Raw genomic sequence first — 21,837 nt, 5'->3', positions numbered from 1 at the left:
ACCGGCAGCGTCATCGGGATGAACCGCGCCGGATAGGCCCCACACCACTCCTCGACGTGCCAGTCGTTGTAGGCCTTCACCAACGCCAGCGAGAACTCCTGATCCTCGGTGGCAAACAACCGACCCGCAAACCCCGGAAACGACGGAAAACACATCGAGCCCAAAATGCCGCCGGCGTTCATGTCCTTGACCCGCTCATCGACCTGCCAGCAGCCGGGCCGGATCTCATCCAGACCCTGCGGCTCCAGCCCGTACTCCTCCTTCGGCCGCCCCGCCACCGCATTGAGCGCTACGTTCGGGATCACCGTGTCGCGGAACTGCCAGGTATCCGAGCCGTCCGGGTTGTGCACCAACCGCGGCGCCTCATCGATGTACTTCTTGGGCAGATGGTTTTTGAACATGTCGGGCGGTTCGACGATGTGATCATCAACGCTGATCAAGATCATCTCGTCCTTGTTCATTTCCGGTTCCTCTCTGTGCTTTCAGTCGCCGGTCGAAAAACCGGTACGACGAATCCGTCATCGCCCTCACGGAAGGCGATTTCGAGTTCCATCTCCGCGCGAAGTTCATCGACAGGGCAGCCGACGATCTGGGTCATGAGGCGCGGGCCCTCCTCGAGGTCGACCATCGCCACGACGTAGGGCACGGCGTCGAACGGCGCGACATTCTGGTGGATGACGCTCCACGTGTATAGCCGCGAACGCCCGGTGGCCGGCGTGAGACGTACATCCTCGCTCCAGCAGTGCGGGCAGAAGGGGCGGGCGTACAAAGAGTTTCGACCGCAGGAGCCGCATTCGTTGATCATCAGCGTGCGATCCTGCACCGCCGCCCACCAGCTGTCGCTGTCGCTGTCGATGGTCGGGCGGTTCGGACCGCTGGGCGATTGCATCAATCCCTCCCGAGGATCATCGTCGCGCTGTGGGTGAAGAACCCGCCCATCGCGTGCACACATGCCAGGCGCGCACCCTCGACCTGTCGTTGGCCGCATTCGCCGCGCAGTTGCCGAACCGCCTCGACCATCAGGAACATCCCGCGCATCCCGGGATGACACGACGCCAGCCCCCCGCCGTCGGTGTTGGTGGGCAGCGCGCCGCCAAGACGAAGCGCGCCGGAGCCGATGAACGGCCCACCCTCGCCCTTGGCGCAGAACCCAAGATCTTCGACAGTCAGCAAGACGGTCGAGGTGAAGGAGTCGTAGAGCTGACAGACGTCGATGTCGGCCGGGGTCACCCCCGCCTGCGCGAACGCGCGCGGACCTGATTGTGCGGCCGCCGATGTCGTGAAGTCGGGCCATTGGCTCATGCTCACGTGCGAGGCGGCGTCGGCCGCGCCGAGAATCCAAATCGGTTCCTTCGCACAGTCCTTGGCCACCCGCTCGCTCGCGAGTACGACCGCACCACCTCCGTCGGTCCGCAGACACACATGTTTGGAGGTGAACGGCTCGGCGAGCATCGGTGCCGCGGCGACATCCGCCGTGGTGATCCGGTCGCGCTCGAAGGCGTTCTCGTTCATCGCCGCCCACTCGTGGGCGGCGACGGCTACCTCGGCCAATTGTTCCTCTGTCGTCCCGTACTCGATTATGTGGCGCCTGGCCGCCATGGCGTACTTGGCGATCAGCGTGGCGCCGTACGGTGCTTCGAACTGCATCGCGCCGCCGGTGCTCAGCGCCGCGGCCGAGGCCCGCACCCGGCGCTTGACGTCCGAGCGCGCGGTCGAACCGTAGGTCAACAGGGCCACGTCGATCTCGCCCGCCGCGATGGCCGCGGCGGCGTGCCGCCCCATGACCTCCCACGACGATCCGCCGACGTTGGTGGCATCGACCCACGTCGGTCGCAGGCCCAGGTACTCGCTCACCTCGATGGGCGGCAACAGCGTCCCGTGGCCTCCGAAGCCGTCGATGTCGTCTTTCGTCAGGCCGGCGTCTGCAACGGCCCGCCGAGCGGCCTGCGCCATCAGCGCCATCGCCGTTTTGTCGGGCACCCGTCCGCAATCGGACAGCGCGGCGCCAACAACCGCGACCCGGTTCTCGGACATATGTAATGGTTACCACAGGTGAGAATGGCGTTAACGGTGTAGTGGAATCATCGTTCTCGCTCGGTTACCGTAAGTGGGTGCCGGGACCGCTGCGGGATGCGCTGAAGGGCGATCGCCTGGTGTTGTGCCTCGCATTGCTGAATGCCCGCACGCCCGACGTTCCAGCAATTGCGGCGGCCAGCGGATACGACGCCGTTTACGTCGATCTCGAGCACACCGCGTGCTCGCTCGAAACGGCGGGAATGCTCTGCGTGGCAGCGCTCGGTGCCGGCATCTCCGGCCTTGTGCGAGTGCCGTCGCACGATCCCGCCGTGATCGCGCGGGTCCTCGACGCCGGAGCCGTGGGAGTGATTGTCCCGCATGTGAACTCGGTGCAGGAGGCGCAGGCTGTGGTCGACGCCGCTCGATTCCCACCCGTGGGTCATCGGTCCATCTCCGGACCGAACGCGGTGAGCGGGTACGCACCTCGTCCGGCCGTCGAACTCGTGGGCGAACTCGAGCGCCACACGGTCGTGGCGGTGATGGTCGAAACGCCCGAGGCGGTTGCGTCGTGCGACGAGATCGCGGCCGTCGAGGGGGTCGACATGGTGTTACTGGGGCCCAGCGACCTGACGGCCGAGATGGGGATCCACGGGCAATATGAGAATGAGCATTTCCACCGTGAAGTAGACTCTGTCGCAGCGGCCTGTCGTGCACACGGCGTGGCACTGGGAGTGGCGGGGATCAAGTCCCTTGACCTGCTGGAACGCTTTGCGGGGCTGGGACTGCGATTCATTTCGGCGGGAACCGACGTCGGGATGATGACCGAGGCCGCCACCGCCCGTGCGCATGCCCTGCGTGAGCTCGAGAGGCGCGCGGCGAGCCGATAACCGAGAGCCTCGTCACGACAACAGGAGGACGGATGCCCACCGCGATCTACACCGAGCAAGTCACCGACCCCATGGCATGGACCGGCGCCGACTTCAGTAGCAAGGAGGACTTCGCCTTCGACTTGTCGTCACGCAATGTCGCGGCGCTGGAATCTGTTCTGGCCAAGACCGCCCACAAGGATCGCGACGACATCACGCCCGAGGATGCCCGGCACCCGGATCTCGACGAGGACCTCGCGCGGCTGTATCGGGAACTGATGTTCGGACGGGGTCTGGCGTGTGTGCGCGGCTTCCCCGTCGAGCAGCATTCGATCGAGGACCTGGAACGCATCTACTGGGCGTTCTGCACTCACCTCGGCTACCTGGTGTCCAACAACTCCTTCGGCCACCGCATGGTGCGCGTGCAGGAGGAGGTGCTGCCCGACGGCGTACAGCCGGCGCGTGGCACCAAGTCCAGAGCCGAGCTCGCGATGCACAACGATGCGGCAGATATCCTGTCGCTGCTATGCGTGTACCCCGCCGCCGAGGGGGGCGAGAGCCAGTTCGCCAGCGGCCCTGCCGCGCACAACCGGATGCTCACCGAGCGTCCCGACCTGCTCCCGGTGCTCTACCAGGGATTCCCGCACCACCGGCGCAGCGAGCAGCCCGACGATCAACCCGACGTGACTCCTTACGACGTGCCGGTCTTCTCGCAGATCGACGGTCGTATCTGCATCAACTTCACCTACAGCAGCATCCTGCCGGCGATGCACACCCTCGGCCGGGAGTTCACCCCCGAACAGAACGAGGCCATCGAGTTGTTGCGCAACATCCTCGTCGAACAGCAGGTCGAGTTTCGGTTGGAGTCCGGTGAGGCCGCCGTCGCCAACAACTTCGCGATGTGCCACTCCCGCTCGGACTTCGTCAGCAGCACTGACCCCAAGAAGGCGCGCTGCTTCCTGCGGGCCTGGATGGAGGTTCCGCGCGAGGATCGCCGCCTCCCCGTCGGGCGGGAGTACTTCCACATGGAGAACAAAGATCTGCGTCTGGGCTATGACCCCGTTCCGGGACGCGACGGCACGATCGCACGCAATGACTACAAGAACGTCGACCCCGCACTGGCCGACATGTTCAAGGCGGCTCAGGCGAAGCCCAAAATCAAGCGATGACCACCCGTCCGCGACTGGTCTACGAGAGGTGGACCGATCAGGTCGCAGGAGACATCCTGGCGGAGGCCGACATCGAGCTCGTCAAGCTCGACCTCGGAGCTTCTGCCGGAAAGGGCTGGGAGGCACTGGAATCGGCACACGGATATCAGGTCGCCACCCGAACCGACGTCGCCTCGATCGACGACGGTACGCAGTGGCTGGCCGGTCAGGCGCTGGTGAATCGCTGCCCACAGCTGCTTGCCGTGTGCTCGGCGGGGGCGGGCTACGACGTGATCGACGTCGAAGCGTGCACCCGCGCGGGGGTCGCGGTGTGTAACAACTCCGGCCCCGGCGCCGAAGCGGTGGCCGAACATGCGCTCGGCCTGATGCTCGATCTGGCCAAGAAGATCACCGCCGCCGACCGGGCGCTGCGCAGCGGTCCACTCGGAGATCGATTGGGACTGCGGGGCACTCAACTGTTCGGCAAGACGCTCGGGATCGTCGGTTTGGGCGCCATCGGTGGCCGGCTCGTTGAGTTGTGCGCTCCGTTCGGGATGGACGTCCTGGTCTTCGATCCCTACGTCGACGACGCGACCGCCCGCGCCAGGGGCGCGGCTCGGGTGGATCTTTCCGAACTGGTCGAACGATCGGACTTCATTCAGGTCACGTGCCCGTTGACCGCCGAGACTCGAGGGTTGTTCGGTGCCAAGCAGTTTGCTGCGATGAAGCCGACCGCGTACTTCATCACCACCGCGCGTGGTCCGGTGCACGACGAAGCGGCCCTCTATGACGCCTTGGCCGGCGGTGGCATCGCCGGGGCGGGGCTCGACGTGTTCCACGAGGAGCCGCCGAGACACGACAACCCGCTGCTGCGACTTGACAATGTGGTCGCCACACCGCATGTCGCGGGCATCACCGTCGAGGCGGCTCGCGATATCGCGGTCGCCACCGCCACCCAGTGGCAGACGATCTTCTCCGGGGACATGCCACCGCGGTTACTCAACCCGGAAGTATGGCCGCGCTACTGTGACCGGTTCGAAGAAATCCTGGGCGTCCGGCCGACCGCCCGCGACACGGCAACCGTGGAGTGAGATGAGCGAATACGACACCATCACCTTCGAGGTCTCCGGTCACACCGCGTGTGTGACGCTGAACCGGCCCGAGGTGCTCAACGCGATCAACGACGAGATGATCGCGGAACTCGCCGAGGTGTACGCCGAAATCGAACGCTCGCAGGATATCTGGACCGTGATCATCACCGGTGCCGGCCGCGCGCTGTGCGTCGGCGCCGACGTCAACAAGGCGGCCGACCACGACATGGAGAACGCCGCCGGGATCGACAATCAGGGCGAGCCCATCCTCAGCTCGATGCGCCAGTGGGATGCGCCGCAGGAGGCGACGCCTCCGTGGCTACAGATGACCAAGCCGATCATCTGCGCCGTCAACGGCATTGCGTGCGGAGCCGGTATGGATCTCGTCACCACGGCCGACATCACGATCGCCTCCGAACGCGCGACGTTGATGGACCCGCATGTGAGCATTGGCGTCACCTCCGGGCGCGAGGGGGTCCGGCTGGCCCGGATTCTGCCGCTCCCCGTCGCCATGCGGTTGATCCTGATGGGCAGGCACGAGCAACTCGACGCCCAGCGCGCCTACGATCTCGGTGTGTTCACCGAGGTGGTGGCCCACGAGACGCTCATGGACCGGGCGTGGGAGGTCGCCGAGATCGTGAATTCCAATGCCCCCCTTGCGGTACGGGGTTCACGGATGGCGGTGCGCAAGGGCTTGACGCTGCCGATATACGAAGCGGAACTGCTCGCCGAGAACTACCGGATGAAGGTGGCCCTGACCAAGGACGCCATCGAGGGTCCGCGCGCCTTCCTGGAGAAGCGCAAGCCCGACTGGCAAGCGCGCTAGCCTGTTCCCAGATGGTCCGACCGTGCGATCTCATACGGTCGCAGCGGCGTGTAGCGTACGAAACTTCACGGTCGGGCGGAAGGGCATCCGTTACACGAGGCCGAAGAAGTTCTTGGCGTTGGTGGACAACACCTTCCGCTTGGTCTCTTCGTCGAGACCCTCGGTCGCCTTGTTGGCGACGTCCATGCTGTTGGGCCAGTTCGTGTCGTTGTGCGGGTAGTCGGTTTCGAACATCAGCTGGTCGGGTCCGACGAGATCGAGAATGCGAAACGCGACGGGGTCGCCGAAGGTCGAGAACCACACGCGGCCGGGCACCTGGGTGCTTGGCGGCTCGGTCAGTAGCGGGTGGATGCCGCCCCAGGCCCGCCGATCCTCCCAGACCTCGTCGACGCGCTGCAGGTAGTAGGGGATCCACCCGGCTTGGGCCTCGGCGAACGCGAGCTTGAGTTTGGGGAACTGCCGCAACTTGCCCGAGAACAACCAGTCGACCAGGGCGATGGTGCAGTTGACCGCCATCAACGCACTGGTGACGACGTGCGGGGAGTCGGGCGAGGACTTCGTCAGCGACGAACTCGACCCGATGTGCAGCATGATGCCGACGTTGTTGCTCTCGCAGGCGGCGAAGAACGGGTCCCAGTAACCGCTGTGGATGGACGGCAGGTCCAGTCGCGCAGGCAGTTCCGAGAAGCACACCGCGGGCATTCCCTTGGCCGCAACTCTCTCCACCTCCTTGACGGCGAGCTCGACATCCCACAGCGGAATGATGCCCAGCGGAATGAGCCTGCCGTTCGAGCTGCCGCCCCATTCGTCGATTTGGAAGTCGTTGTAGGCCTGGACGCACAGCAGCGCGAGCTCTTTGTCCTTGGCGTAGAGAAATCGCTGACCGCAGAAGCGGACCAGCGTATTGGGGAAGCAGGCGGAGGCCTCGATGCCGGCGACGTCCATGTCCGCGAGTCGGTCGGCCGGTCGATAGCACCCGGGGCGCATCTCGTCGTAGGTGATCGGGTCGGTGGAGAGTTCGTCGAGTTCGTAACCGGCGGCGGCGCTGATGAGCGGAATCGGGATGATCGAATCTTCGTAGTGCCAGATGTCGGCGTCGCGCCCGTCCTCATCCTCGATGAACGCGACATCGGAGGTCACCGACGGGTCCATGCGCCCCCGGTGCCGGACGATACGGGGCCCGACATCCCGATAACGCTCGGGCAACCGGCTGGTCCACAGATCGGCCGGTTCCACCAAATGGTCGTCCGGCGAGACGATCAGAATGTCTGCGCTCAACGCTGCACTCCTTCGGGGACGGCTTGCGACAACACCCATTCCCGTATGGCGAGAATGTTCGTTTCCAAGAGTAGCGCACCAGCGAATCGCAATCGGGGGACGGGAACGCGTATTCTCAGGTGATCATGACTGCTAAGAAGCGGGGCGCCCGCGACTCGGAACCCGATCTGGAACTCGTCGAGACCGACGTCGAGATGCCGGGCAGCTGGCAGGAGCGAACGATCGAGCGGCGACTGAGTCAGGCGCGTGCCCGTGCGCTCGCGCGCAGTTCGCGGTTCTTGGCCACCGCACTCGAACTGGTCGAGGAATCCGGTCGCGCCGACTTCACGATCCAAACCCTCATCGACCGTTCGAACCTCAGCTTGCGCGCGTTTTACCAGCACTTCGCCGGTAAGGAAGAACTGCTGCTGGCGCTGTACGAGAACGCCACCAGCCAATTCATCGAAGCGATCCGCCACGAGGTGGCGGCCGCCGACGGTCCGATGGAACAGCTCGAAGCGTTCTGCCGAGGATTCCTCTCGCGCGCCGAGTCGTCCGAGGCCATCGGCGGCCGGGTGATGACGATCTACAACTTGAGCCTGGAGATCGAGCGCCCCGCGGATTTCGCCAAGATCTGGGAACCCCATCAGAAACTGCTCACCAAGATCCTCACCGCGTGCTCACGTGCCGGGCTGGTCCGCAAGGATCTGACGCCCGCCCAGCTCACCACGCTGCTGAACTCGACGCTCATCGCGCTCGCCCAGATCGGCGTTTTCCACCTGGGTGTCAAGGGGGCCGAACTCACCGAGGATCAGTTGTGGGCGTGGTGCCTGCAGGCGTTGACGCCGCCCGCGACGACGCCCAAGAAGGCTCTGACAGCCAAGGCGGCGCCGCGCAGGCGGACAACCCGCAAGCCCAAGGACCTAACGGGGTAAGCCGAGCCCCCGCTGGGCGATGATGGTGCGCTGCACCTCGCTGGTGCCGGCGTAAATCGTGGTCCCCAGCGAGAAGCGCATGAGATGCTCGAAGCGGCCACGCTGCGGTGCCGTCGGATCGAGATAGGACCGCATCGCATCCGGCCCGACGAGTTCGACGATGTCCTGGCTCGCGCGCACGAGCGCCTCGGTCGAGAACACCTTCGACATCGGCCCCTCGGCGACCGGTGTCTGCCCATCCTGGGTCATCCACACGCATCGGCGCTGTAGCAGCATCGCCACTTCGAGTTCCATCGCCACCCGTGCGATCCGCCGCCGCACATCGGTTTTCGCGATCGCAGGTGAGTCGTCGGGCGCGCGTGCGGTGGTCGCCCACTGCTCGGCGTGGTGCAGCAGGCGTGCGATGTGCGGTCCCCATCCTGATGCGTGCTCGTCCTGCAGCGACAGGCCCAGCACCTGCCAACCGGCGTCGACATCGCCGATGCGCCAGTCGTCGCCGATACGCACGTCGCTGTAGAAGGTGATGTTCGTGCGCTCGCCGGACAGGGTCCACACCGCTTGCGCCTCGAAGCCGTCGGAGCACGTCGGCACGAGAAACATCGTGAGCCCCTTGTGCTTCGGTTTCTCGGGGCTGGTCCGGGCCACCAGGAAGACATAGTCGGCGATGTGTCCGTTCGTGGTGAACATCTTGGAGCCGTTGATGACCCAGTCGTCACCGTCACGCATCGCCCTGGTCGCTGCGGCCGCAACGTCCGAGCCGCATTCGGGTTCGGTGAAGCCAAGCGCAATGGTGACGTCGCCGGTGAGAGCGCCGGGCAGGATGCGCTCCTTCATCGCGGGTGTGCCGATCTGCCGGATGATCGACGCGACCATCCGGGTGGTCTCGGACAGGTATACCGGCGCGTCCGATCGCATCAGCTCCTCGTTGAGTGCCTGCTCCTCCCAGGCGTTGCGATCCTGCCCGCCCAATTCGGTAGGCCAGCCGGGGGCGAAGTAGCCCTTCTCGACGAGGCCTTTGGCGAAGTCGTCGTTGTGCGCGACACCGCTGCGGTAGATCCGTTCTTCGACGTCGGGGGTCAGCACGCCGTGGAGATGCTCTCGAACACCGTCGCGGAACGCTTCGGTCGCGGCGTCGGACTGAAAGTGCATGAGCGGGAACCAATCTGTCGCACAGCGCGGACGGCCAACGTGGTCGATAATGTTACTCTCAAAAGTGAGAGTAATCATATTCGCACGTGAGGGAACTTCCGGTGGACTTGAGCCTGTCCGACGAGCAACGACAACTCGTCGACTCCTTCGCCGCGATGTACGCGCGCGAGTCGACGTCGCAGCGGGTGCGGGCGGCCGAACCTCTGGGATTCGATCCGAAGCTATGGGAGGCACTGGTCCAGACGGGTGCTGTCGACATGGCGGTGGACGAATCCGACGGCGGCTGGGGCGCTTCCGAGCTGGAGCTGGCGCTGATCGCCGAGCAGTACGGCCGGGCCCTCGCATCGGCACCGGTCATCGAGGCGCAGATCGCTGCGCGGCTGCTGGCCGCCTGCGGTGGCGACGACCTGTTGGGCTCGGCCCTGGGCGGCGGCACGCTCGTCAGCTTCGCGCCACGCGCCTGTGACGGCGATGTCCTGGCACTCGTGCCCGGCGGTGCAGTGGCCGATGCGGTGGTGGGGTTGGTCCGCGGGCGTCTCGTCGCGTTGCCGACGGCAAACCGTGTCCACGTGCAGAACCTCGGATCGTTACCGCTGGCGGACGTGGCCGTCCCCGGCGAAGTCAGCGTGCTCGCCGACGGTGAGCACGCCCGCCGGTTGTTCTCGAACGCGGTCGACCTGTGGCTTGCCCTCACGGCCGCGGCTCTGGTGGGTGCCGCCGCGAAGGCCGTCGAGATTGGGGTCGACTACGCCAAGCAGCGGCACGCGTTCGGCACCCCGATCGGGGCGTTTCAGGCCGTGTCACACGCACTTGCCGACAGTGCCACCGCGACCGACGGTGCGCGCCTGCTGGCGTTCGAAGCCGCGTGCGCGTTCTCCGATGAAGCACACCGTGCGACCGAACTGGCCGCGATGGCTTTCGCATTCGCCTACGAGACTGCGCGTGACGCGACGTATCGCAGCCTGCACATCCACGGCGGCTACGGCTTCGGCATGGAAGGCGACATCCAGCTCTACTACCGGCGGGTGCGCGGCTGGGCCATGGCGTTCGGCGAGCCGGCGGTCGCGCTGGACCGCGTCGCTGACGCCCGCTACGGAGCCGCCAGCGGCTGAACCGGCTTCCGCGAGTGTGGGATCAATGCACGCTCAGACTGCCGAACGTGTGACGGTAACCCACGTTCGGCCCGCTGAAGGACTCGTCAGGCTTCGGCGCGCACCTGGTCTTTGACCGACAACACGATCGGCGGAGCGGTGCGCCAGTTCGGCACGCCCTGCTCCTCGCCTGCGGTGGCACGCTTGTCGTCGCGGACCCCGACCCAGTGTGAGTGGTTCAGCTGGTGCAATGTGAAACACGACTGCAGCGCGTTGTAGAAGCCCATGTTGTCGACGGACTGATTGACCGACTCCTTGATGAGTAGCGCCGCCATCGTCGGCACCGTGGCGATGCGCCGTGCCATTTCCAGTGTGCGGTCGGCCAATTCGTCGCGCTTGAAGATCTTGCTCACCATCCCGAGGCGATACGCCTCCTCGATGTCGATGGCGTCGCCGGTCAGCATCAGCTCCTTGGTGCGTCGCGGGCCGAACTCCCACGGGTGGCCGAAGTACTCCATACCGCACATTCCCAGCCGGGTGCCCACCACGTCGGCGAAGCGCACCTCTTCGCTGCCGACGATCAGATCGCACGCCCAGATCAGCATCAGGCCGGCCGAGAACACGTCGCCGTGTACCTGGGCGATCGTGATCTTGCGCAGGTTGCGCCAGCGCAGGTTGTTCTGAAAGAAGTAGTGCCATTCCTGCAGCATGATCTTCTCAGCGCCCTCCCGCGTGCCGCCGTTGATGGCCGCCGTCGGATGTTGTCCGGGTCCCGGCATGAACTCCGCACGGGCCTGCTTGGAGCCGATGTCATGACCGGAGGAGAACATCGGTCCCTCACCGGCGAGGATGACCACGCGCACGTTGTCATCGGCTTCGGCGCGGGTGAACGCCTCATCGAGTTCGACCAGCATCCCGCGGTTCTGCGCGTTGCGTTGCTCGGGACGGTTCAGCGAGATCCGTACGATCTGGCCGTCGTCGAAGGTCTCCCACTTCAGGAACTGGTACTCGCTCATCGTGTCCTCCGGTTCTTCGATTGCGACAATGGTGATATCAATATTTGAGAAGGTATGTTCTCACGCGTGGCGGGCGCGGGTAGGAAAGGGTGTGCATGTCGGACTGCCAAGGTAACCCGCGGGTGATCCTCTGGGGGCCGGGTCAGGTCGGTGTCGGCGCGTTGCGCGCACTGATCGCGCACCCCGGCCTGGACCTCGCCGGCGTGGTCGTACACGCCGAGGCCAAAGATGGAATGGACGCGGGTGCGCTGTGCGGCATGCCCGAAACCGGCGTGATCGCCACCCGTGACATCGACTCGGCGCTGTCGTCTGACGCCGATGTGGTCGCCTATTTCGCCTCGGGCGACTACCGCTACCGGGAGGCCGCCGAGGACATCGCCCGATGTCTGCGCGCGGGCAAGAACGTGGTGTGCACATCCCTGGTTCCGATGTGTTACCCGCCCGCCGCCGACAAGGAGACCGCCGACCTCATCGCGTCCGCGTGTGAAGAAGGTGGCACAAGCTTCTTCAACAGCGGCGTGGACCCCGGATGGGCCAACGACGTCATCGCGTTGACCATGACCGGATTCAGCAGTCGAGTCGACACCATCACCATGCTCGAGTTACTCGACTACGGTCCCATCAACCAGCCCGAGATCATGTTCGACTTCATGGGTTTCGGTCACCCGCCCGACCATCCGGCGCCGCTGTTCGACACCGAGCGCCTTGCGGCGCTGTGGGCGCCGACAGTCCATCTCGTCGCCGACGGCGTGGGCCTTCCTCTCGACCGCGTCGTCACCACGATCGACAAGTGGTTGGCCACGGAACGCTACGAAGTCGCCTCGGGCTGGATCGAGCCGGGCACGATGGGCGGAATGCGGTTCAAACTGGCGGGCATGGTGGACGACGAAGAGCGCGTCGTGCTCGAGCACGTCACGCGCATGGGTGAGCGGTCGGCTCCGGACTGGCCACGCCACCCTTCTCCGCACGGTGGTTACCGCGTCATCGTCGACGGTCTGCCTACCTACACCGTCGACATCGAGATACACGGGCGCGGAAACAACATGCGGGGCTTGACGTATGCAACCGTGATGCGTGAGTTGAACGCCATCCCGGCCGTGCTGGCCGCCCCGCCTGGAGTGCTGTCGACGCTGGACCTGCCCTTGATCACCGGACCTGTGCGGGGTGGCACGTGGCGGGGCGTCCTACCCGGCACGACCTCGTGAACCCGGCCGTGTCCGCTGACATCTGGACGGTGATGGAAACGGCGTCCGCGGTGCGGCGGTATCGCGACGAACCGGTCGACGACGCGACGCTCGAGAGGTGCCTGCGGGCGGCCAGCTGGGCGCCGTCGGGCGCCAACCAACAGCCGTGGCGGTTCGTGGTGCTGCGCTCCGAGCAGGTGCGCGCGGTTGTCACCGCGGCCGCTCATCGGACCTGGGATGAGCTGCAGCGGTTCTACGGAGTCTCGGCACCTGGCGACGGCGAGGACGATCCGAGGTCGCGGGTGCTGCGGTCGATGGCCGAACACATGCGGATTGGCGGCGCCGCACCGGGTCTCGTTCTGTTCTGTGTTCGCCCGCAGGCCGGGGCCTCTGAGTTGCAGCAGGGTGGTTCGATCTTTCCGGCGGTGCAGAACTTCCTGTTGGCGGCTCGCGCACAGGGGCTCGGGGCGGCGATCACGTTGTGGCACAGCAGTTGTGAAGAGCAACTGCGCTCGCTGGTCGGCATCCCGGACGACTGGATGCCGGCGGCGTTGGTGACCGTCGGTTGGCCCGCGGGCGGACACCACGGCGTTCGTCGCAAGCCGTTGTCGGAGGTGGCGGTGGTGGACAACTGGGATCAACCCTGGCCATCGCGCGATCCGCGGTGATCTGGTGACGCGTCGCGGTCTACGTCGAATCGCACGCTGACCTTCTGAAAACCTTTCGCCCGTTCGGCTTTCGCTCTGCGGGTGTAGGTGCGCCGGTCGGCCGTGGTGAGGTCGACGTCGTCGGTGAACGGCGTCATCAGCGAACGGGGGTAGAGCTTGTCGACCAGAACGACGTTGACTTCGGCGCACATCACCAACGTCACCGAAACCAGGAACAGGAACGCGAGCAGGCCAAGAACCAACGCGAACACACTGTTGGTCGCGCTGGTCGACCTGACGACGTGGGAGACGTAGTTCGCTCCGAACCACTGCAGCAGCTGCCATATCACCGCCGCCGTGAGGGCGCCGGGCAACACGTCGCGGTACGACACGGATCGGGCTGTGGTGACTCGAAACGCCACCAGGCAGATGAGCGCGTTGATGGCGACGGTGGCGACGGTGACACCCACCTTGCCGAACCAACCCAGGCTGGCTGTCGCGTGGCCGACCGCCGAGAGCACCGTCGCGGTGACCGCGGCCGAACCGAGCACGAACAACAGCAGCAGGCTGCGCAACCGCGACCGGATCGGGTCCGGGCGGTTGTTGCGGGGCACCGCCCATACCGAGTCCATCGCATTTTGCAGCGCCTGCCCGACGCCGAGGCCGCCGTACAGCGCACCGGCGATCCCGACCACGACGGCCGTGGCGCCACCGCTGAGTTGTTCCGGCCGTTCGAGTTGGCTACCGATGACGGGGAACTGGCCGAGGGTGGACTGCAGAATCTGTTGCTGTATGTCGGGGCGGCCGACGAGTATCACCCCGAGCGCGGTGGTCAGCAGCAACAGCAGCGGGAACAGGGAGACGAACGCGTAATAGGTGATCAGCGCGGCCAGATAGCCGCCCTGGTCGTCGACGTACTTGTAGATCACCGCGATGACGAACCCCACGCGGCGGTTGCGTCGCTGCAGCCGGTCCAGCCAGCCCACCATGTTGGGACCCCCTCGGCATGGATCCTCGCTGATGGGCTGGTCGATACCCGTTTCGCTAGTGCGTCAATCCGGCGTATCGGGCACCGGCCGCCGAGCGTCGGCCTCCGCGGCGCCGATCGCGTCATTGACTTCCGGGTTTGTGAGCAGAACCTCGTCCATGACCGCGGTCGTCAGGCTGCGCATCGCGAGCAGTGGAGAGACCCAGGCCGGGGCGGTGACGCGCGATGCCCGCCGTTCGATGCCTGAGATCACCGCCGCGGCGGCGTCCTCGACCGTCATCGGTGCGGTGATGAAGCCCGGGGCGGCCCGGCCAACCGCGCGAGCTGCCTGGTCAGGTTCTTGTCGTCATTGGAAGGCCACCAGCGTCAGCCCGACGCTGGTGGCAAGGAATGAACTGACCGTCACCACGCGGTAGATCGCATTCGTCTTGAGTCGTTCGTCGAAGGCCAACGGAATGAACAACGTTGGGTTCATCAGGGTGCCATAGATGACTACGGCTGCGATCCAGCCGGGTAACTGCGGTACCGCCAAACCGACCGCGATCAATATGATGCCCATGATCACGTAGTCGAGGTGTGCCTGCAGGATTCTGCGGGCGTGATTCACACCGGCGCGCCGAAGGAGCTGTGGCGCAATGAAATTGCCGGCCACCACCCAACCCAGCATTGCGCCGAAGGCCAATTCGAGCAGCCCGACCCGCACGATCGTGCTCATGCGCCCATCACATGACGCCGGTACCAGCGGCGGCCGTGCCACCGTTGGTAATGCCAGGCCGCGGTCGGTACCGGCCCCCGCGGGTGCAACCAGTACCGTCGCGGCGGGTCCAATGCGGGTGCACGGCGACCGATCTCGATGTCGGCGAGAACAACTCCCTGGCCCTCCTCTGGCCGGCGTTCCGCCAGAACCTCGCCGCGGGCGTCGGTGATGAGTGTCGACCCCTCGAAGCGGCCTCGGTACCGCATCGGCAGCCACGGCATCGCGCACGTCAACTCGCCAGCATGCGCAGCGTGCAGGACTGGTGCCCCGACGTACTTCGCGAACGACGCCGCGGCCCGACGGGCCGTGGCCGCGTTGCTGCGTTCCCAGCGGTCGGATACGGCTCGGGGCGGCCAGGGAGGGATGGACCACCAGCCGGACCCGGTCATCACCACATCGACGCGCGAGCGTAGACGTTCGACCGTCCCGGTGCGCATCAGCTCCCAGCACACCGCCGCACCGATGTCATATCCGTCCCGGTGGAACACGCCGTCGTCGGTTCCGCCGACGTAGAAGGCGTTCTCCCACATCGTGGGCAAGTCCTTGTCGTGCCGGCCGACGACGCCGTCGGCGTCTACTGCGATGTAGGCGTTGCGCACGTGACCGTCGGGGTCTCGGCACAGAAATGAGCCGCCGACCAGCGCGCCGTGCCGGCGCGCGAGCTCGCTGAGCAGCGCGGTGGCTTCGCCGTCCACAGGCAGCGCGGCATCCTTGAGTGAGTCGTCGAAGCCGATACCGGTGGTGAAGAACTCGGGTAGCGCGATGATCTGTGCGCCCGCACGGCCTGCCTGGTCGGCTAGGCGTTCGCAGGCGGCCAGGTTCGCGCTCACGTCACCAAGAGTCGCCTCCAGCTGGATCGCCGCCACCAAAGTCACAATTGAACGCTACTACAAAATTGAACGGCACTTCAAGACTGCGGCCGCAGCCCGCGTTCGACGATGTCGCGCCCCAGGTTGAGCACCGCCTGCAGTTCGGAATCGTCGAGGCGCAGCCGGTCGGGTCGGAGACGAAGCGACAGCACGCCGTTCCACGCGCCCCACAGGAACATCGAGGTGCGATGCGGATCGGCGCAGCGCACCTGCCCGGCGGCATCGGCGCGGCGCAGGGTGTCGGCGATGTCGCCGACCAACCGCTCGACCTTGTCGGCGATCCGGCGCTCTATCTCGCCGGCCATGTCCCCGGGAGGAACGTCGAGTGTTCGCTGCGCGATCATCCGGAAGTATCCGGGATTACTCAGGTGGAATCCGCAGTAGGCGTCGCTTGCCGCGCGCAATTCCTCGATCGGTGAGCGTCCGTTGCCGTAGGCCCCGGCCATTGCTTGCTCGTTCACTTCCAGTGCGCGTTCGACCAACGCGAGATACAGCCGCTCCTTGTTCTTGAAGTGGTGGTAGATCGAGCCGACCGCGAGGTCGGCCGCGTCGGCTATCGCATCCATCGTGACGGCGTGAAACCCGCGTTCGGTGAACAGCCGCTCGGCCGTGTCGAGAATGTTCGAGGTCGTCAACGCGGTACGGCGATCGGGGCGTCGAGCCTTGGGCGGCGGGGTCATCGTTCGAGACTACGAACAACTGCCGCGATGCGTCAGCGCCATCCCGGCGTCAGCCGCGCTCTGCGCGTCGCGCCCGCGCCCGGCGCTTTCCCTCGTGCATCGCGGCCACCCGCCCCACGGGGATGGTGCGGCCGTGCTCGATGAGGTCGGGCGGCAGCGTCTGCGGTGGCGGCATCGCCTGCGCCCATGGATCGCCTCCTCCCAGGGCGTCGATCGCGTTGTGCACGGTGAAGTCCGCCGGCGTGACGCGCTCAAGGTCAGACCAGGCGACCGGGAACGACACCGGTGTGCCGGGGCGCAGCCGGGGACTGTATGCGGCGACGACGGTCGCACCACCGGCGCGGGTGGAGTCGATGAAGACCTTGCCCTCGCGGTCCTCGACGATGAAAGCCGTTGTGGCGCAGGACGGGTCGAGTGCCTCGGCTCGGGCGGCCAGCGCGCGGGTGGCAGCCGCGACGTCGTCGACCGGTGCGCTGTCGTCGACCGGCACGAAAACATGAACTCCCTTTGCGCCGCTCGTCTTCACCGCTCCGGCCAGGTCGCAGTCCGAAAGTGCCTGTTGCACAAGCTGAGCCGCGGCGACGACGACCGCGAAGTCGCTCTCCGGCGGCGGGTCGAGGTCGAGCACCAGATGAGTTGGGCGGTAGATGTCGCCGGCCAGACCCAGCGTGGGGTGATACTCGACGGCGCGCTGGTTGGCCATCCACAGCAAGGTGCGCCGATCGTTGCACAGTGCATAGCGCACCTCGCGGTTCGAGGACTCGGCCCACATCGAGACGGTCCTCACCCACTCCGGGGTGTACTTCGGCACGTTCTTCTGCATGAACGGCGCCCGCCCGCGCAGCACGCGCAACACCGTCAGGGGACGCCCGGTGAGGCCGGGCAGAATCCGGTCGCGCACCGCGTCGAGGTAGTCGATCAGATCGCGCTTGGTGGCACCGGCGTCCGGACTCAACGGCTGATCCAGGTTCGTCAACTCCACCCCGGCGCGCTGCTCGTCGGCGCTCATCAGCTCACCATAAGCGCGGGGCAGCACTTAGATGCTGAGTCTGCGGTAGCGCTGGAGTCGTCGCACCCCCGCGGCCGGCACCGCGCCGTCGTGCGGCGCCAGCGCCGCGGCGATGCGGACACGGACGTCGTCGACGTCGAGGTGTGTCCCGATTGCCACGATGGCGTTGGCCTTCCCGTCGACTCGGGCCGTCGACGGTGCGTTCGCGATGTGGACAGCCGTGCCGACCACATTGACCACATAGAGGCGCGAGCGCTCTCGGTATCGGACGGCGACCGTGCCTTTGAGTCGGTACACACCCGGGGGTGGCGTTTCGAGCAGGTCGATCAGCGCTGCTGGATCGACGCAACCATCGCTGGTCACGGTGACCGAATCGGCGTGCACGTGCGGGTGGTGCTGTGCGTCTTCGGTGTCGACGATCAGTTCCCGCAGTGAGAGTTGCTCACCGACGTCGGCGGACGCGGACACGTCGTACAGCAGAGCCGGATCGATACGTCCGGCTGTGGCGCCGACGACGTGCGCATCCGGATTCCGTTCGCGCACACGCTTTTCGATTCGACCAAGAGTCTCTTCGCGGGCGTCCTCGGGAATCTGGTCGAGTTTATTGACCACCACCAGGGTGGCCGCGCCGTACCGGGCCGGCGGGGTGGCGTGATCGTCGACGGTGTCGAAATGCGCGGCGGCGTCGATGACGTCGACGATGCCGCCGGGTCGCACCCGCTCCACCCCGCTGAATCGGATGATCCGCGACACCGCTATCGGATCGGCAAGGCCGCTGGCCTCGATGATGATGGCGTCCAGACCCAGCCTCGGGTCGGCGAGCTTGGCCAGCGCGTCGTCGAGGCCACCTTCGTCAGGAAGGCAGCAGATGCATCCCCCGGCGATCGAGGCCGGTTCGTCGACCTGCCCGGTGACCAGCGCCGCATCGACGTTGAGTTCCCCGAAGTCGTTGATGATGACGCCGACGCGCGCACCCGGCTGGCGCAGCACGTGGTTGAGCAGCGTCGTCTTACCCGCGCCGAGGTAGCCGGTCAGGGCGATGGCCGGAATCGTCGTCGCGCTCACGCGACACATGATCGCAGCGTTTCGATCGGGCTCGAACGGCTATCCCGCCGGGCGATGGCTGTTCCAGGATCTCAGGGCTCACCCAAAGCGGCGCCGACGGCGGGGCGCGCCCCCGTGCAACGGGCGGCGGTGGCCGTCGGCGCGGTGTTCCTGCTTGTCGGAGTGCTGGGCTTCATCCCCGGTGTGACCACCAACTACGACGCACTGACGTTCGCCGGTCACCACTCGGGCGCCCAGCTTCTCGGCGTGTTCAACGTTTCGGTGCTGCACAACATCGTCCACCTGGTTTTCGGTGTCCTCGGCATCGCATTGTCGGGAACGTTCACCGCGGCACGCGGTTATCTGATCGGCGGGGGTCTGGTCTACGCGGCGTTAGGGCTGTACGGCCTGGTGATCGACCACGATTCGCCGGCCAATTTCATGCCGGTCAATACGGCCGACAACTGGCTGCACCTGGGGCTCGCGGTAGGCATGCTCGCCCTGGGTCTGCTGCTGGGCCGCACCGGAGACGCACCTGATCTTCGGCGCGGCTAGCCATTAGCTGTGCGTCCGCCCACAGGGGGTTTCGGACCCCCGCGGACGTGGAACCTTGAGGCTTGAGAGGAGGCCCGAATGACGGACCACGACAAGGCCGGCCAGGCACGCGAAGGCCTGATGGACTCGGTGAAGGGCAAGGCCAAAGAGATGTTTGGCGCGATCACCGGGAACGACTCGCTGACCGCCGAAGGCCAACTTCAGCAGGCCGAGGCCGAGCGCCGGAAAGAGGCCAACACGATCGAGGCGGTCGCGGATGCCGAGGCGCGGGAGGCCCGCAACGATGTGGTGGAGGCCAAGCGCGAAGGTGCCAAGGAGCGCACCGCGGCGAACGCCGAGGCGGCCGCCGAAAAGGGTGCGGTGGAGAACCAGAAGGCTGCTCAGAAGCGCGCCGCCGAAGCGGCCGCCCACCAGCAGCTCGAGCGGGAGCGCACCCAGGCTGAGATCGACGCCGAGCGCAAGGCACGGGAGGCCAAAGCCGAGCAGCGGGCGGAGGTGCACGATGCCGATACCCAACTCGCCGACGCACTCGAAGAACACCGCGGAGCCGTCGAGGAGTCGGCAAGCGCGAAAGCCGAAGCCGCCCGTATCCGGCGGCAGGCCGAAAACCTCAACGACGACGCCTGAGCAGGCACAGAAGGAGCTTGACCATGAGCCTCACCGCTATTCCGAAGGCGGTGCTGAAGTTTCAGTACCAGGTGGCCCGCGTGCCGCTGCAGTTGATCGACGACCGGTTCGTCGCCCGGATGGACGACGAAGCGCCGGCCCGGCTGTTCTACGAGCGTTCTCTGGGGATGCTCGACACTGCCGTGGGCACCGCGCTGGGCGATCGTGAACTCCAGAAGCGTGGCGCCACCCTCGTCGAGCGCAGCGACGCGTTGCGCCGCGCGGCCGAACTCGACGCGGCCGCCGATGAGAACGTCAAGCAGGCGGGCCGAGAGCTGAAGGTGACCCGCGAGAAGGCGCTGCAGGACAAGCAGAAGGCGTTCGAGGAGACCGAGGCCGAAGCGCGCCAGGCGCGCACCGAGGCCCAGCAGCGCAAGCGCGCGGCGGTCGAGAACGCCGAGCAGAGGATCGTCGAGGACAAGAAGAGAGCCGACGAGATCGCCGAGCAGCGCAAGAAGAACGTCGAGACCGCCAAACGCCGCGAAGAAGAGCAGATCGACGCGGCCGAGCGCGCGGCCGCGAAGGTGGCCAGCGTCAAGATGGCCGACGCGCAGGACAAGCGCGTCGATGCGGCGACGACGCGTGCGCAGGCGGACAAGATCGACGATCTCGCCGACGCCGAGAAAGAGAAGCGGCAAGCCGACTAGATCCCGAGCAGCGACTCGATCCAGCCTCGCGCGAAGTACAGCAGGAAGCCCGCGGCGACCACCCACAACAGTGGGCTGATTTCGCGGGCTTTTCCTGCTGCCGACCGCAGTACCACCCACGCGATGAAGCCGACGCCGATGCCGTTGGCGATGGAGTACGAGAACGGCATCGTGGCCACCGTCAGCACCACGGGCAGCGCAACCGAGAACTCGGAGATGTCGATGTGGCGCAGGTGCGACACCATCATCGCCCCGACGATCACCAGCGCGGCGGCGGCCACTTCCGTCGGCACCACCGACGCCAGCGGCGAGATGAACATGGCGGCGAGGAACAGAACGCCGGTCACGAGGTTGGCGAGCCCAGTGCGAGCGCCCTCGCCGATACCCGCTCCCGATTCGACGAACACCGTGTTCGACGAGGCCGACGATGCGCCACCGACCACGGCACCTGCGCCTTCGACGATCAGGGCCGCCCGCAGGCGGGGGAAGGTGCCCTTGTCGTCGGCGAGTCCGGCCTCGCGTGAAAGCCCCGTGAAGGTGCCCATCGCGTCGAAGAAGTTCGCGAACACGAGCGTGAACACGAACATGGTCGCGGCGATCACCCCGATGCGCCCGAAGCTGTCCATGCTGAAGGCGCCGACCAGCGAGAGATCGGGAAGCGCGAACGGTGACCCCGACAGGCTCCACCCACCGGGCTTTTGGGCGGCGGACCCGAGGTGCCAGATCGACTCGATCACGACCGCTACGACGGTACCGGTGACGAGCCCAATCAGGATGCCGCCCCGCACTTTTCGGGCCACCAGGATTCCCGTCAGCAGCAACGTGAAGGCGAAGACGACGGTGGGCACGGTGCTGATGGAGCCGCTGCCGTTGCCGCCGAGGCCGACCGGCGGCGACGCTACCCCCGTCGAACCGATGAACCCCGCGTCGACCAGACCGATGAACAGGATGAACAGCCCGATACCGGCCGTGATGGCCAGCTTCAGCTGCATCGGCACCGCATCGAAGACCAACCGCCGCAACCCGGTCGCCGCCAGCACGACGATGATGAGCCCGTTGATCACCACCAGTCCCATGGCTTCTGCCCAGGTGAGGGAGCCGACGAGCGTCGTCGCGACGAACGAGTTGATGCCGAGGCCCGCGGCGAACGCGAACGGCATCCGCGCGATGAGGCCGAACAGGATCGTCATCACGCCCGCGGCCAGCGCCGTGACGGCCGAGACCTCGGCGAACTGCAGCCTCTGACCGGTGACGTCCTCGGAACTGGACAGAATGATCGGGTTCAGCACGATGATGTAGGCCATCGCGATGAAGGTGACCAGGCCGCCGCGGGCCTCCGCGCCGACCGTCGTTCCGCGCGCCGAGATCTCGAAGAAGCGGTCGAGGCGGTTCACCC

At 66.2% G+C, this 21,837-nt stretch carries 24 protein-coding genes and 1 pseudogene; 11 read left to right on the top strand and 14 right to left on the bottom strand.

What is annotated here, in order from left to right; translation table 11 throughout:
* The 3 genes and pseudogenes from AU198_RS06920 to AU198_RS06910 form a co-directional block, all read right to left on the bottom strand.
* Window positions 1–461 (bottom strand): annotated as a pseudogene (locus AU198_RS06920) (amidohydrolase family protein); the annotation flags it as partial.
* Window positions 458–889, bottom strand: coding sequence for a Zn-ribbon domain-containing OB-fold protein (locus AU198_RS06915; protein WP_064346933.1), 432 nt, complete (start codon window positions 887–889; stop codon window positions 458–460). The pseudogene AU198_RS06920 and the gene AU198_RS06915, both read right to left, overlap by 4 nt.
* A complete protein-coding gene (locus AU198_RS06910; RefSeq protein ID WP_064346931.1) occupies window positions 889–2,034 on the bottom strand; it encodes an acetyl-CoA acetyltransferase in 1,146 nt (381 codons plus the stop codon). The genes AU198_RS06915 and AU198_RS06910 overlap by 1 nt, the downstream gene beginning before the upstream one ends.
* A 5-nt stretch (window positions 2,035–2,039) precedes the next feature.
* On the opposite strand from AU198_RS06910, the gene AU198_RS06905 reads away from it, so the two are divergent.
* Genes AU198_RS06905 through AU198_RS06890 form a run of 4 tightly spaced genes read left to right on the top strand, consistent with a single transcriptional unit; the run spans window position 2,040 to window position 5,947 of the window.
* A complete protein-coding gene (locus AU198_RS06905) occupies window positions 2,040–2,903 on the top strand; it encodes an HpcH/HpaI aldolase family protein (protein WP_197416041.1) in 864 nt (287 codons plus the stop codon).
* A gap of 32 nt (window positions 2,904–2,935) precedes the next feature.
* Window positions 2,936–4,051 (top strand): TauD/TfdA family dioxygenase, encoded by a 1,116-nt coding sequence (locus tag AU198_RS06900; protein WP_064346928.1) that lies wholly within the window; start codon window positions 2,936–2,938, stop codon window positions 4,049–4,051.
* Window positions 4,048–5,121, top strand: coding sequence for an NAD(P)-dependent oxidoreductase (locus tag AU198_RS06895; RefSeq protein WP_064346926.1), 1,074 nt, complete (start codon window positions 4,048–4,050; stop codon window positions 5,119–5,121). The genes AU198_RS06900 and AU198_RS06895 overlap by 4 nt, the downstream gene beginning before the upstream one ends.
* A gap of 1 nt (window position 5,122) precedes the next feature.
* Window positions 5,123–5,947 (top strand): enoyl-CoA hydratase/isomerase family protein, encoded by an 825-nt coding sequence (locus tag AU198_RS06890; RefSeq protein ID WP_064346924.1) that lies wholly within the window; start codon window positions 5,123–5,125, stop codon window positions 5,945–5,947.
* Window positions 5,948–6,037: 90 nt separating this feature from the next.
* On the opposite strand, the gene AU198_RS06885 is transcribed toward AU198_RS06890, so the two are convergent.
* Window positions 6,038–7,225, bottom strand: coding sequence for an amidohydrolase family protein (locus AU198_RS06885; RefSeq protein ID WP_064346922.1), 1,188 nt, complete (start codon window positions 7,223–7,225; stop codon window positions 6,038–6,040).
* Between the two features lie 125 nt (window positions 7,226–7,350).
* Between AU198_RS06885 and AU198_RS06880 the strand changes: the two genes are divergently transcribed.
* Window positions 7,351–8,139 (top strand): TetR/AcrR family transcriptional regulator, encoded by a 789-nt coding sequence (locus AU198_RS06880; protein ID WP_064346961.1) that lies wholly within the window; start codon window positions 7,351–7,353, stop codon window positions 8,137–8,139.
* On the opposite strand, the gene AU198_RS06875 is transcribed toward AU198_RS06880, so the two are convergent.
* Entirely contained in the window at window positions 8,128–9,288 is a 1,161-nt protein-coding gene (locus tag AU198_RS06875; protein WP_064346920.1) for an acyl-CoA dehydrogenase family protein, read from the bottom strand. The two genes, AU198_RS06880 and AU198_RS06875, sit on opposite strands and share 12 nt — an antisense overlap.
* A gap of 101 nt (window positions 9,289–9,389) precedes the next feature.
* Between AU198_RS06875 and AU198_RS06870 the strand changes: the two genes are divergently transcribed.
* On the top strand, window positions 9,390–10,400 hold the full coding sequence (locus AU198_RS06870) for an acyl-CoA dehydrogenase family protein (RefSeq protein WP_064346918.1): 1,011 nt from the start codon (window positions 9,390–9,392) through the stop codon (window positions 10,398–10,400).
* 86 nt (window positions 10,401–10,486) lie between these two features.
* Here the strand turns inward: AU198_RS06870 and AU198_RS06865 are convergent, their stop codons facing one another.
* A complete protein-coding gene (locus AU198_RS06865; RefSeq protein ID WP_064346916.1) occupies window positions 10,487–11,395 on the bottom strand; it encodes an enoyl-CoA hydratase in 909 nt (302 codons plus the stop codon).
* Between the two features lie 122 nt (window positions 11,396–11,517).
* On the opposite strand from AU198_RS06865, the gene AU198_RS06860 reads away from it, so the two are divergent.
* Together AU198_RS06860 and AU198_RS06855 are read left to right on the top strand one after the other, a co-directional pair.
* Entirely contained in the window at window positions 11,518–12,600 is a 1,083-nt protein-coding gene (locus AU198_RS06860) for an NAD(P)H-dependent amine dehydrogenase family protein (protein WP_064346914.1), read from the top strand.
* A gap of 32 nt (window positions 12,601–12,632) precedes the next feature.
* Window positions 12,633–13,247: a nitroreductase family protein gene (locus AU198_RS06855; protein WP_064346959.1), complete on the top strand. Its 615-nt coding sequence runs from the start codon at window positions 12,633–12,635 to the stop codon at window positions 13,245–13,247.
* On the opposite strand, the gene AU198_RS06850 is transcribed toward AU198_RS06855, so the two are convergent.
* The 7 genes from AU198_RS06850 to AU198_RS06820 all read right to left on the bottom strand — a co-directional run bounded on the left by AU198_RS06850 (window position 13,217) and on the right by AU198_RS06820 (window position 18,603).
* Entirely contained in the window at window positions 13,217–14,215 is a 999-nt protein-coding gene (locus AU198_RS06850) for a YihY/virulence factor BrkB family protein (protein ID WP_064346913.1), read from the bottom strand. The two genes, AU198_RS06855 and AU198_RS06850, sit on opposite strands and share 31 nt — an antisense overlap.
* A 63-nt stretch (window positions 14,216–14,278) precedes the next feature.
* Window positions 14,279–14,494, bottom strand: coding sequence for an SDR family oxidoreductase (locus AU198_RS06845; protein WP_064346911.1), 216 nt, complete (start codon window positions 14,492–14,494; stop codon window positions 14,279–14,281).
* A gap of 66 nt (window positions 14,495–14,560) precedes the next feature.
* Window positions 14,561–14,929 carry a hypothetical protein gene (locus AU198_RS06840; protein WP_064346909.1) on the bottom strand — a complete coding sequence of 123 codons (369 nt, stop codon included), beginning with the start codon at window positions 14,927–14,929 and terminating at the stop codon, window positions 14,561–14,563.
* A complete protein-coding gene (locus AU198_RS06835; RefSeq protein ID WP_064346908.1) occupies window positions 14,926–15,846 on the bottom strand; it encodes a carbon-nitrogen hydrolase family protein in 921 nt (306 codons plus the stop codon). Before AU198_RS06835 ends, AU198_RS06840 begins: the two co-directional genes overlap by 4 nt.
* A gap of 32 nt (window positions 15,847–15,878) precedes the next feature.
* A complete protein-coding gene (locus tag AU198_RS06830; RefSeq protein WP_064346907.1) occupies window positions 15,879–16,520 on the bottom strand; it encodes a TetR/AcrR family transcriptional regulator in 642 nt (213 codons plus the stop codon).
* 49 nt (window positions 16,521–16,569) lie between these two features.
* Entirely contained in the window at window positions 16,570–17,529 is a 960-nt protein-coding gene (locus AU198_RS06825) for a DNA polymerase domain-containing protein (protein WP_064346957.1), read from the bottom strand.
* A 27-nt stretch (window positions 17,530–17,556) separates the two neighbouring features.
* Window positions 17,557–18,603, bottom strand: a complete 1,047-nt coding sequence (locus tag AU198_RS06820) for a CobW family GTP-binding protein (RefSeq protein WP_064346906.1) — start codon at window positions 18,601–18,603, stop codon at window positions 17,557–17,559.
* 45 nt (window positions 18,604–18,648) lie between these two features.
* On the opposite strand from AU198_RS06820, the gene AU198_RS06815 reads away from it, so the two are divergent.
* The 3 genes from AU198_RS06815 (at window position 18,649) to AU198_RS06805 (ending at window position 20,441) form a co-directional block, all read left to right on the top strand.
* Complete coding sequence (locus AU198_RS06815; RefSeq protein WP_064346904.1) at window positions 18,649–19,128, top strand: DUF4383 domain-containing protein; 480 nt, start codon at window positions 18,649–18,651, stop codon at window positions 19,126–19,128.
* A gap of 78 nt (window positions 19,129–19,206) precedes the next feature.
* On the top strand, window positions 19,207–19,755 hold the full coding sequence (locus tag AU198_RS06810) for a CsbD family protein (protein ID WP_064346901.1): 549 nt from the start codon (window positions 19,207–19,209) through the stop codon (window positions 19,753–19,755).
* Window positions 19,756–19,778: 23 nt separating this feature from the next.
* Window positions 19,779–20,441 (top strand): hypothetical protein, encoded by a 663-nt coding sequence (locus AU198_RS06805; protein WP_064346900.1) that lies wholly within the window; start codon window positions 19,779–19,781, stop codon window positions 20,439–20,441.
* Here AU198_RS06805 and AU198_RS06800 read toward each other — a convergent pair.
* Window positions 20,438–21,835, bottom strand: a complete 1,398-nt coding sequence (locus AU198_RS06800; RefSeq protein ID WP_064346898.1) for an NCS2 family permease — start codon at window positions 21,833–21,835, stop codon at window positions 20,438–20,440. The genes AU198_RS06805 and AU198_RS06800 overlap by 4 nt on opposite strands.
* Between the last annotated feature and the right edge of the window lie 2 nt (window positions 21,836–21,837).

The organism is Mycobacterium sp. GA-1199, assembly GCF_001500045.1.
Classification (GTDB): domain Bacteria; phylum Actinomycetota; class Actinomycetes; order Mycobacteriales; family Mycobacteriaceae; genus Mycobacterium.
Note: the sequence above shows the minus strand (reverse complement) of the source record. Positions and strands in the feature narration are given on the sequence as shown.

What these genes read in the sequence shown, in the direction of transcription:
- AU198_RS06915 (WP_064346933.1), bottom strand. Translation starts at nt 889, where the DNA reads ATGCAATCGCCCAGCGGTCCGAACCGCCCGACCATCGACAGCGACAGC.
- AU198_RS06910 (WP_064346931.1), bottom strand. Translation starts at nt 2,034, where the DNA reads ATGTCCGAGAACCGGGTCGCGGTTGTTGGCGCCGCGCTGTCCGATTGC.
- AU198_RS06905 (WP_197416041.1), top strand. Translation starts at nt 2,040, where the DNA reads ATGGTTACCACAGGTGAGAATGGCGTTAACGGTGTAGTGGAATCATCG.
- AU198_RS06900 (WP_064346928.1), top strand. Translation starts at nt 2,936, where the DNA reads ATGCCCACCGCGATCTACACCGAGCAAGTCACCGACCCCATGGCATGG.
- AU198_RS06895 (WP_064346926.1), top strand. Translation starts at nt 4,048, where the DNA reads ATGACCACCCGTCCGCGACTGGTCTACGAGAGGTGGACCGATCAGGTC.
- AU198_RS06890 (WP_064346924.1), top strand. Translation starts at nt 5,123, where the DNA reads ATGAGCGAATACGACACCATCACCTTCGAGGTCTCCGGTCACACCGCG.
- AU198_RS06880 (WP_064346961.1), top strand. Translation starts at nt 7,351, where the DNA reads ATGACTGCTAAGAAGCGGGGCGCCCGCGACTCGGAACCCGATCTGGAA.
- AU198_RS06875 (WP_064346920.1), bottom strand. Translation starts at nt 9,288, where the DNA reads ATGCACTTTCAGTCCGACGCCGCGACCGAAGCGTTCCGCGACGGTGTT.
- AU198_RS06865 (WP_064346916.1), bottom strand. Translation starts at nt 11,395, where the DNA reads ATGAGCGAGTACCAGTTCCTGAAGTGGGAGACCTTCGACGACGGCCAG.
- AU198_RS06855 (WP_064346959.1), top strand. Translation starts at nt 12,633, where the DNA reads ATGGAAACGGCGTCCGCGGTGCGGCGGTATCGCGACGAACCGGTCGAC.
- AU198_RS06850 (WP_064346913.1), bottom strand. Translation starts at nt 14,215, where the DNA reads ATGGTGGGCTGGCTGGACCGGCTGCAGCGACGCAACCGCCGCGTGGGG.
- AU198_RS06845 (WP_064346911.1), bottom strand. Translation starts at nt 14,494, where the DNA reads ATGACGGTCGAGGACGCCGCCGCGGCGGTGATCTCAGGCATCGAACGG.
- AU198_RS06840 (WP_064346909.1), bottom strand. Translation starts at nt 14,929, where the DNA reads ATGAGCACGATCGTGCGGGTCGGGCTGCTCGAATTGGCCTTCGGCGCA.
- AU198_RS06830 (WP_064346907.1), bottom strand. Translation starts at nt 16,520, where the DNA reads ATGACCCCGCCGCCCAAGGCTCGACGCCCCGATCGCCGTACCGCGTTG.
- AU198_RS06825 (WP_064346957.1), bottom strand. Translation starts at nt 17,529, where the DNA reads ATGAGCGCCGACGAGCAGCGCGCCGGGGTGGAGTTGACGAACCTGGAT.
- AU198_RS06820 (WP_064346906.1), bottom strand. Translation starts at nt 18,603, where the DNA reads ATGTGTCGCGTGAGCGCGACGACGATTCCGGCCATCGCCCTGACCGGC.
- AU198_RS06815 (WP_064346904.1), top strand. Translation starts at nt 18,649, where the DNA reads ATGGCTGTTCCAGGATCTCAGGGCTCACCCAAAGCGGCGCCGACGGCG.
- AU198_RS06810 (WP_064346901.1), top strand. Translation starts at nt 19,207, where the DNA reads ATGACGGACCACGACAAGGCCGGCCAGGCACGCGAAGGCCTGATGGAC.
- AU198_RS06805 (WP_064346900.1), top strand. Translation starts at nt 19,779, where the DNA reads ATGAGCCTCACCGCTATTCCGAAGGCGGTGCTGAAGTTTCAGTACCAG.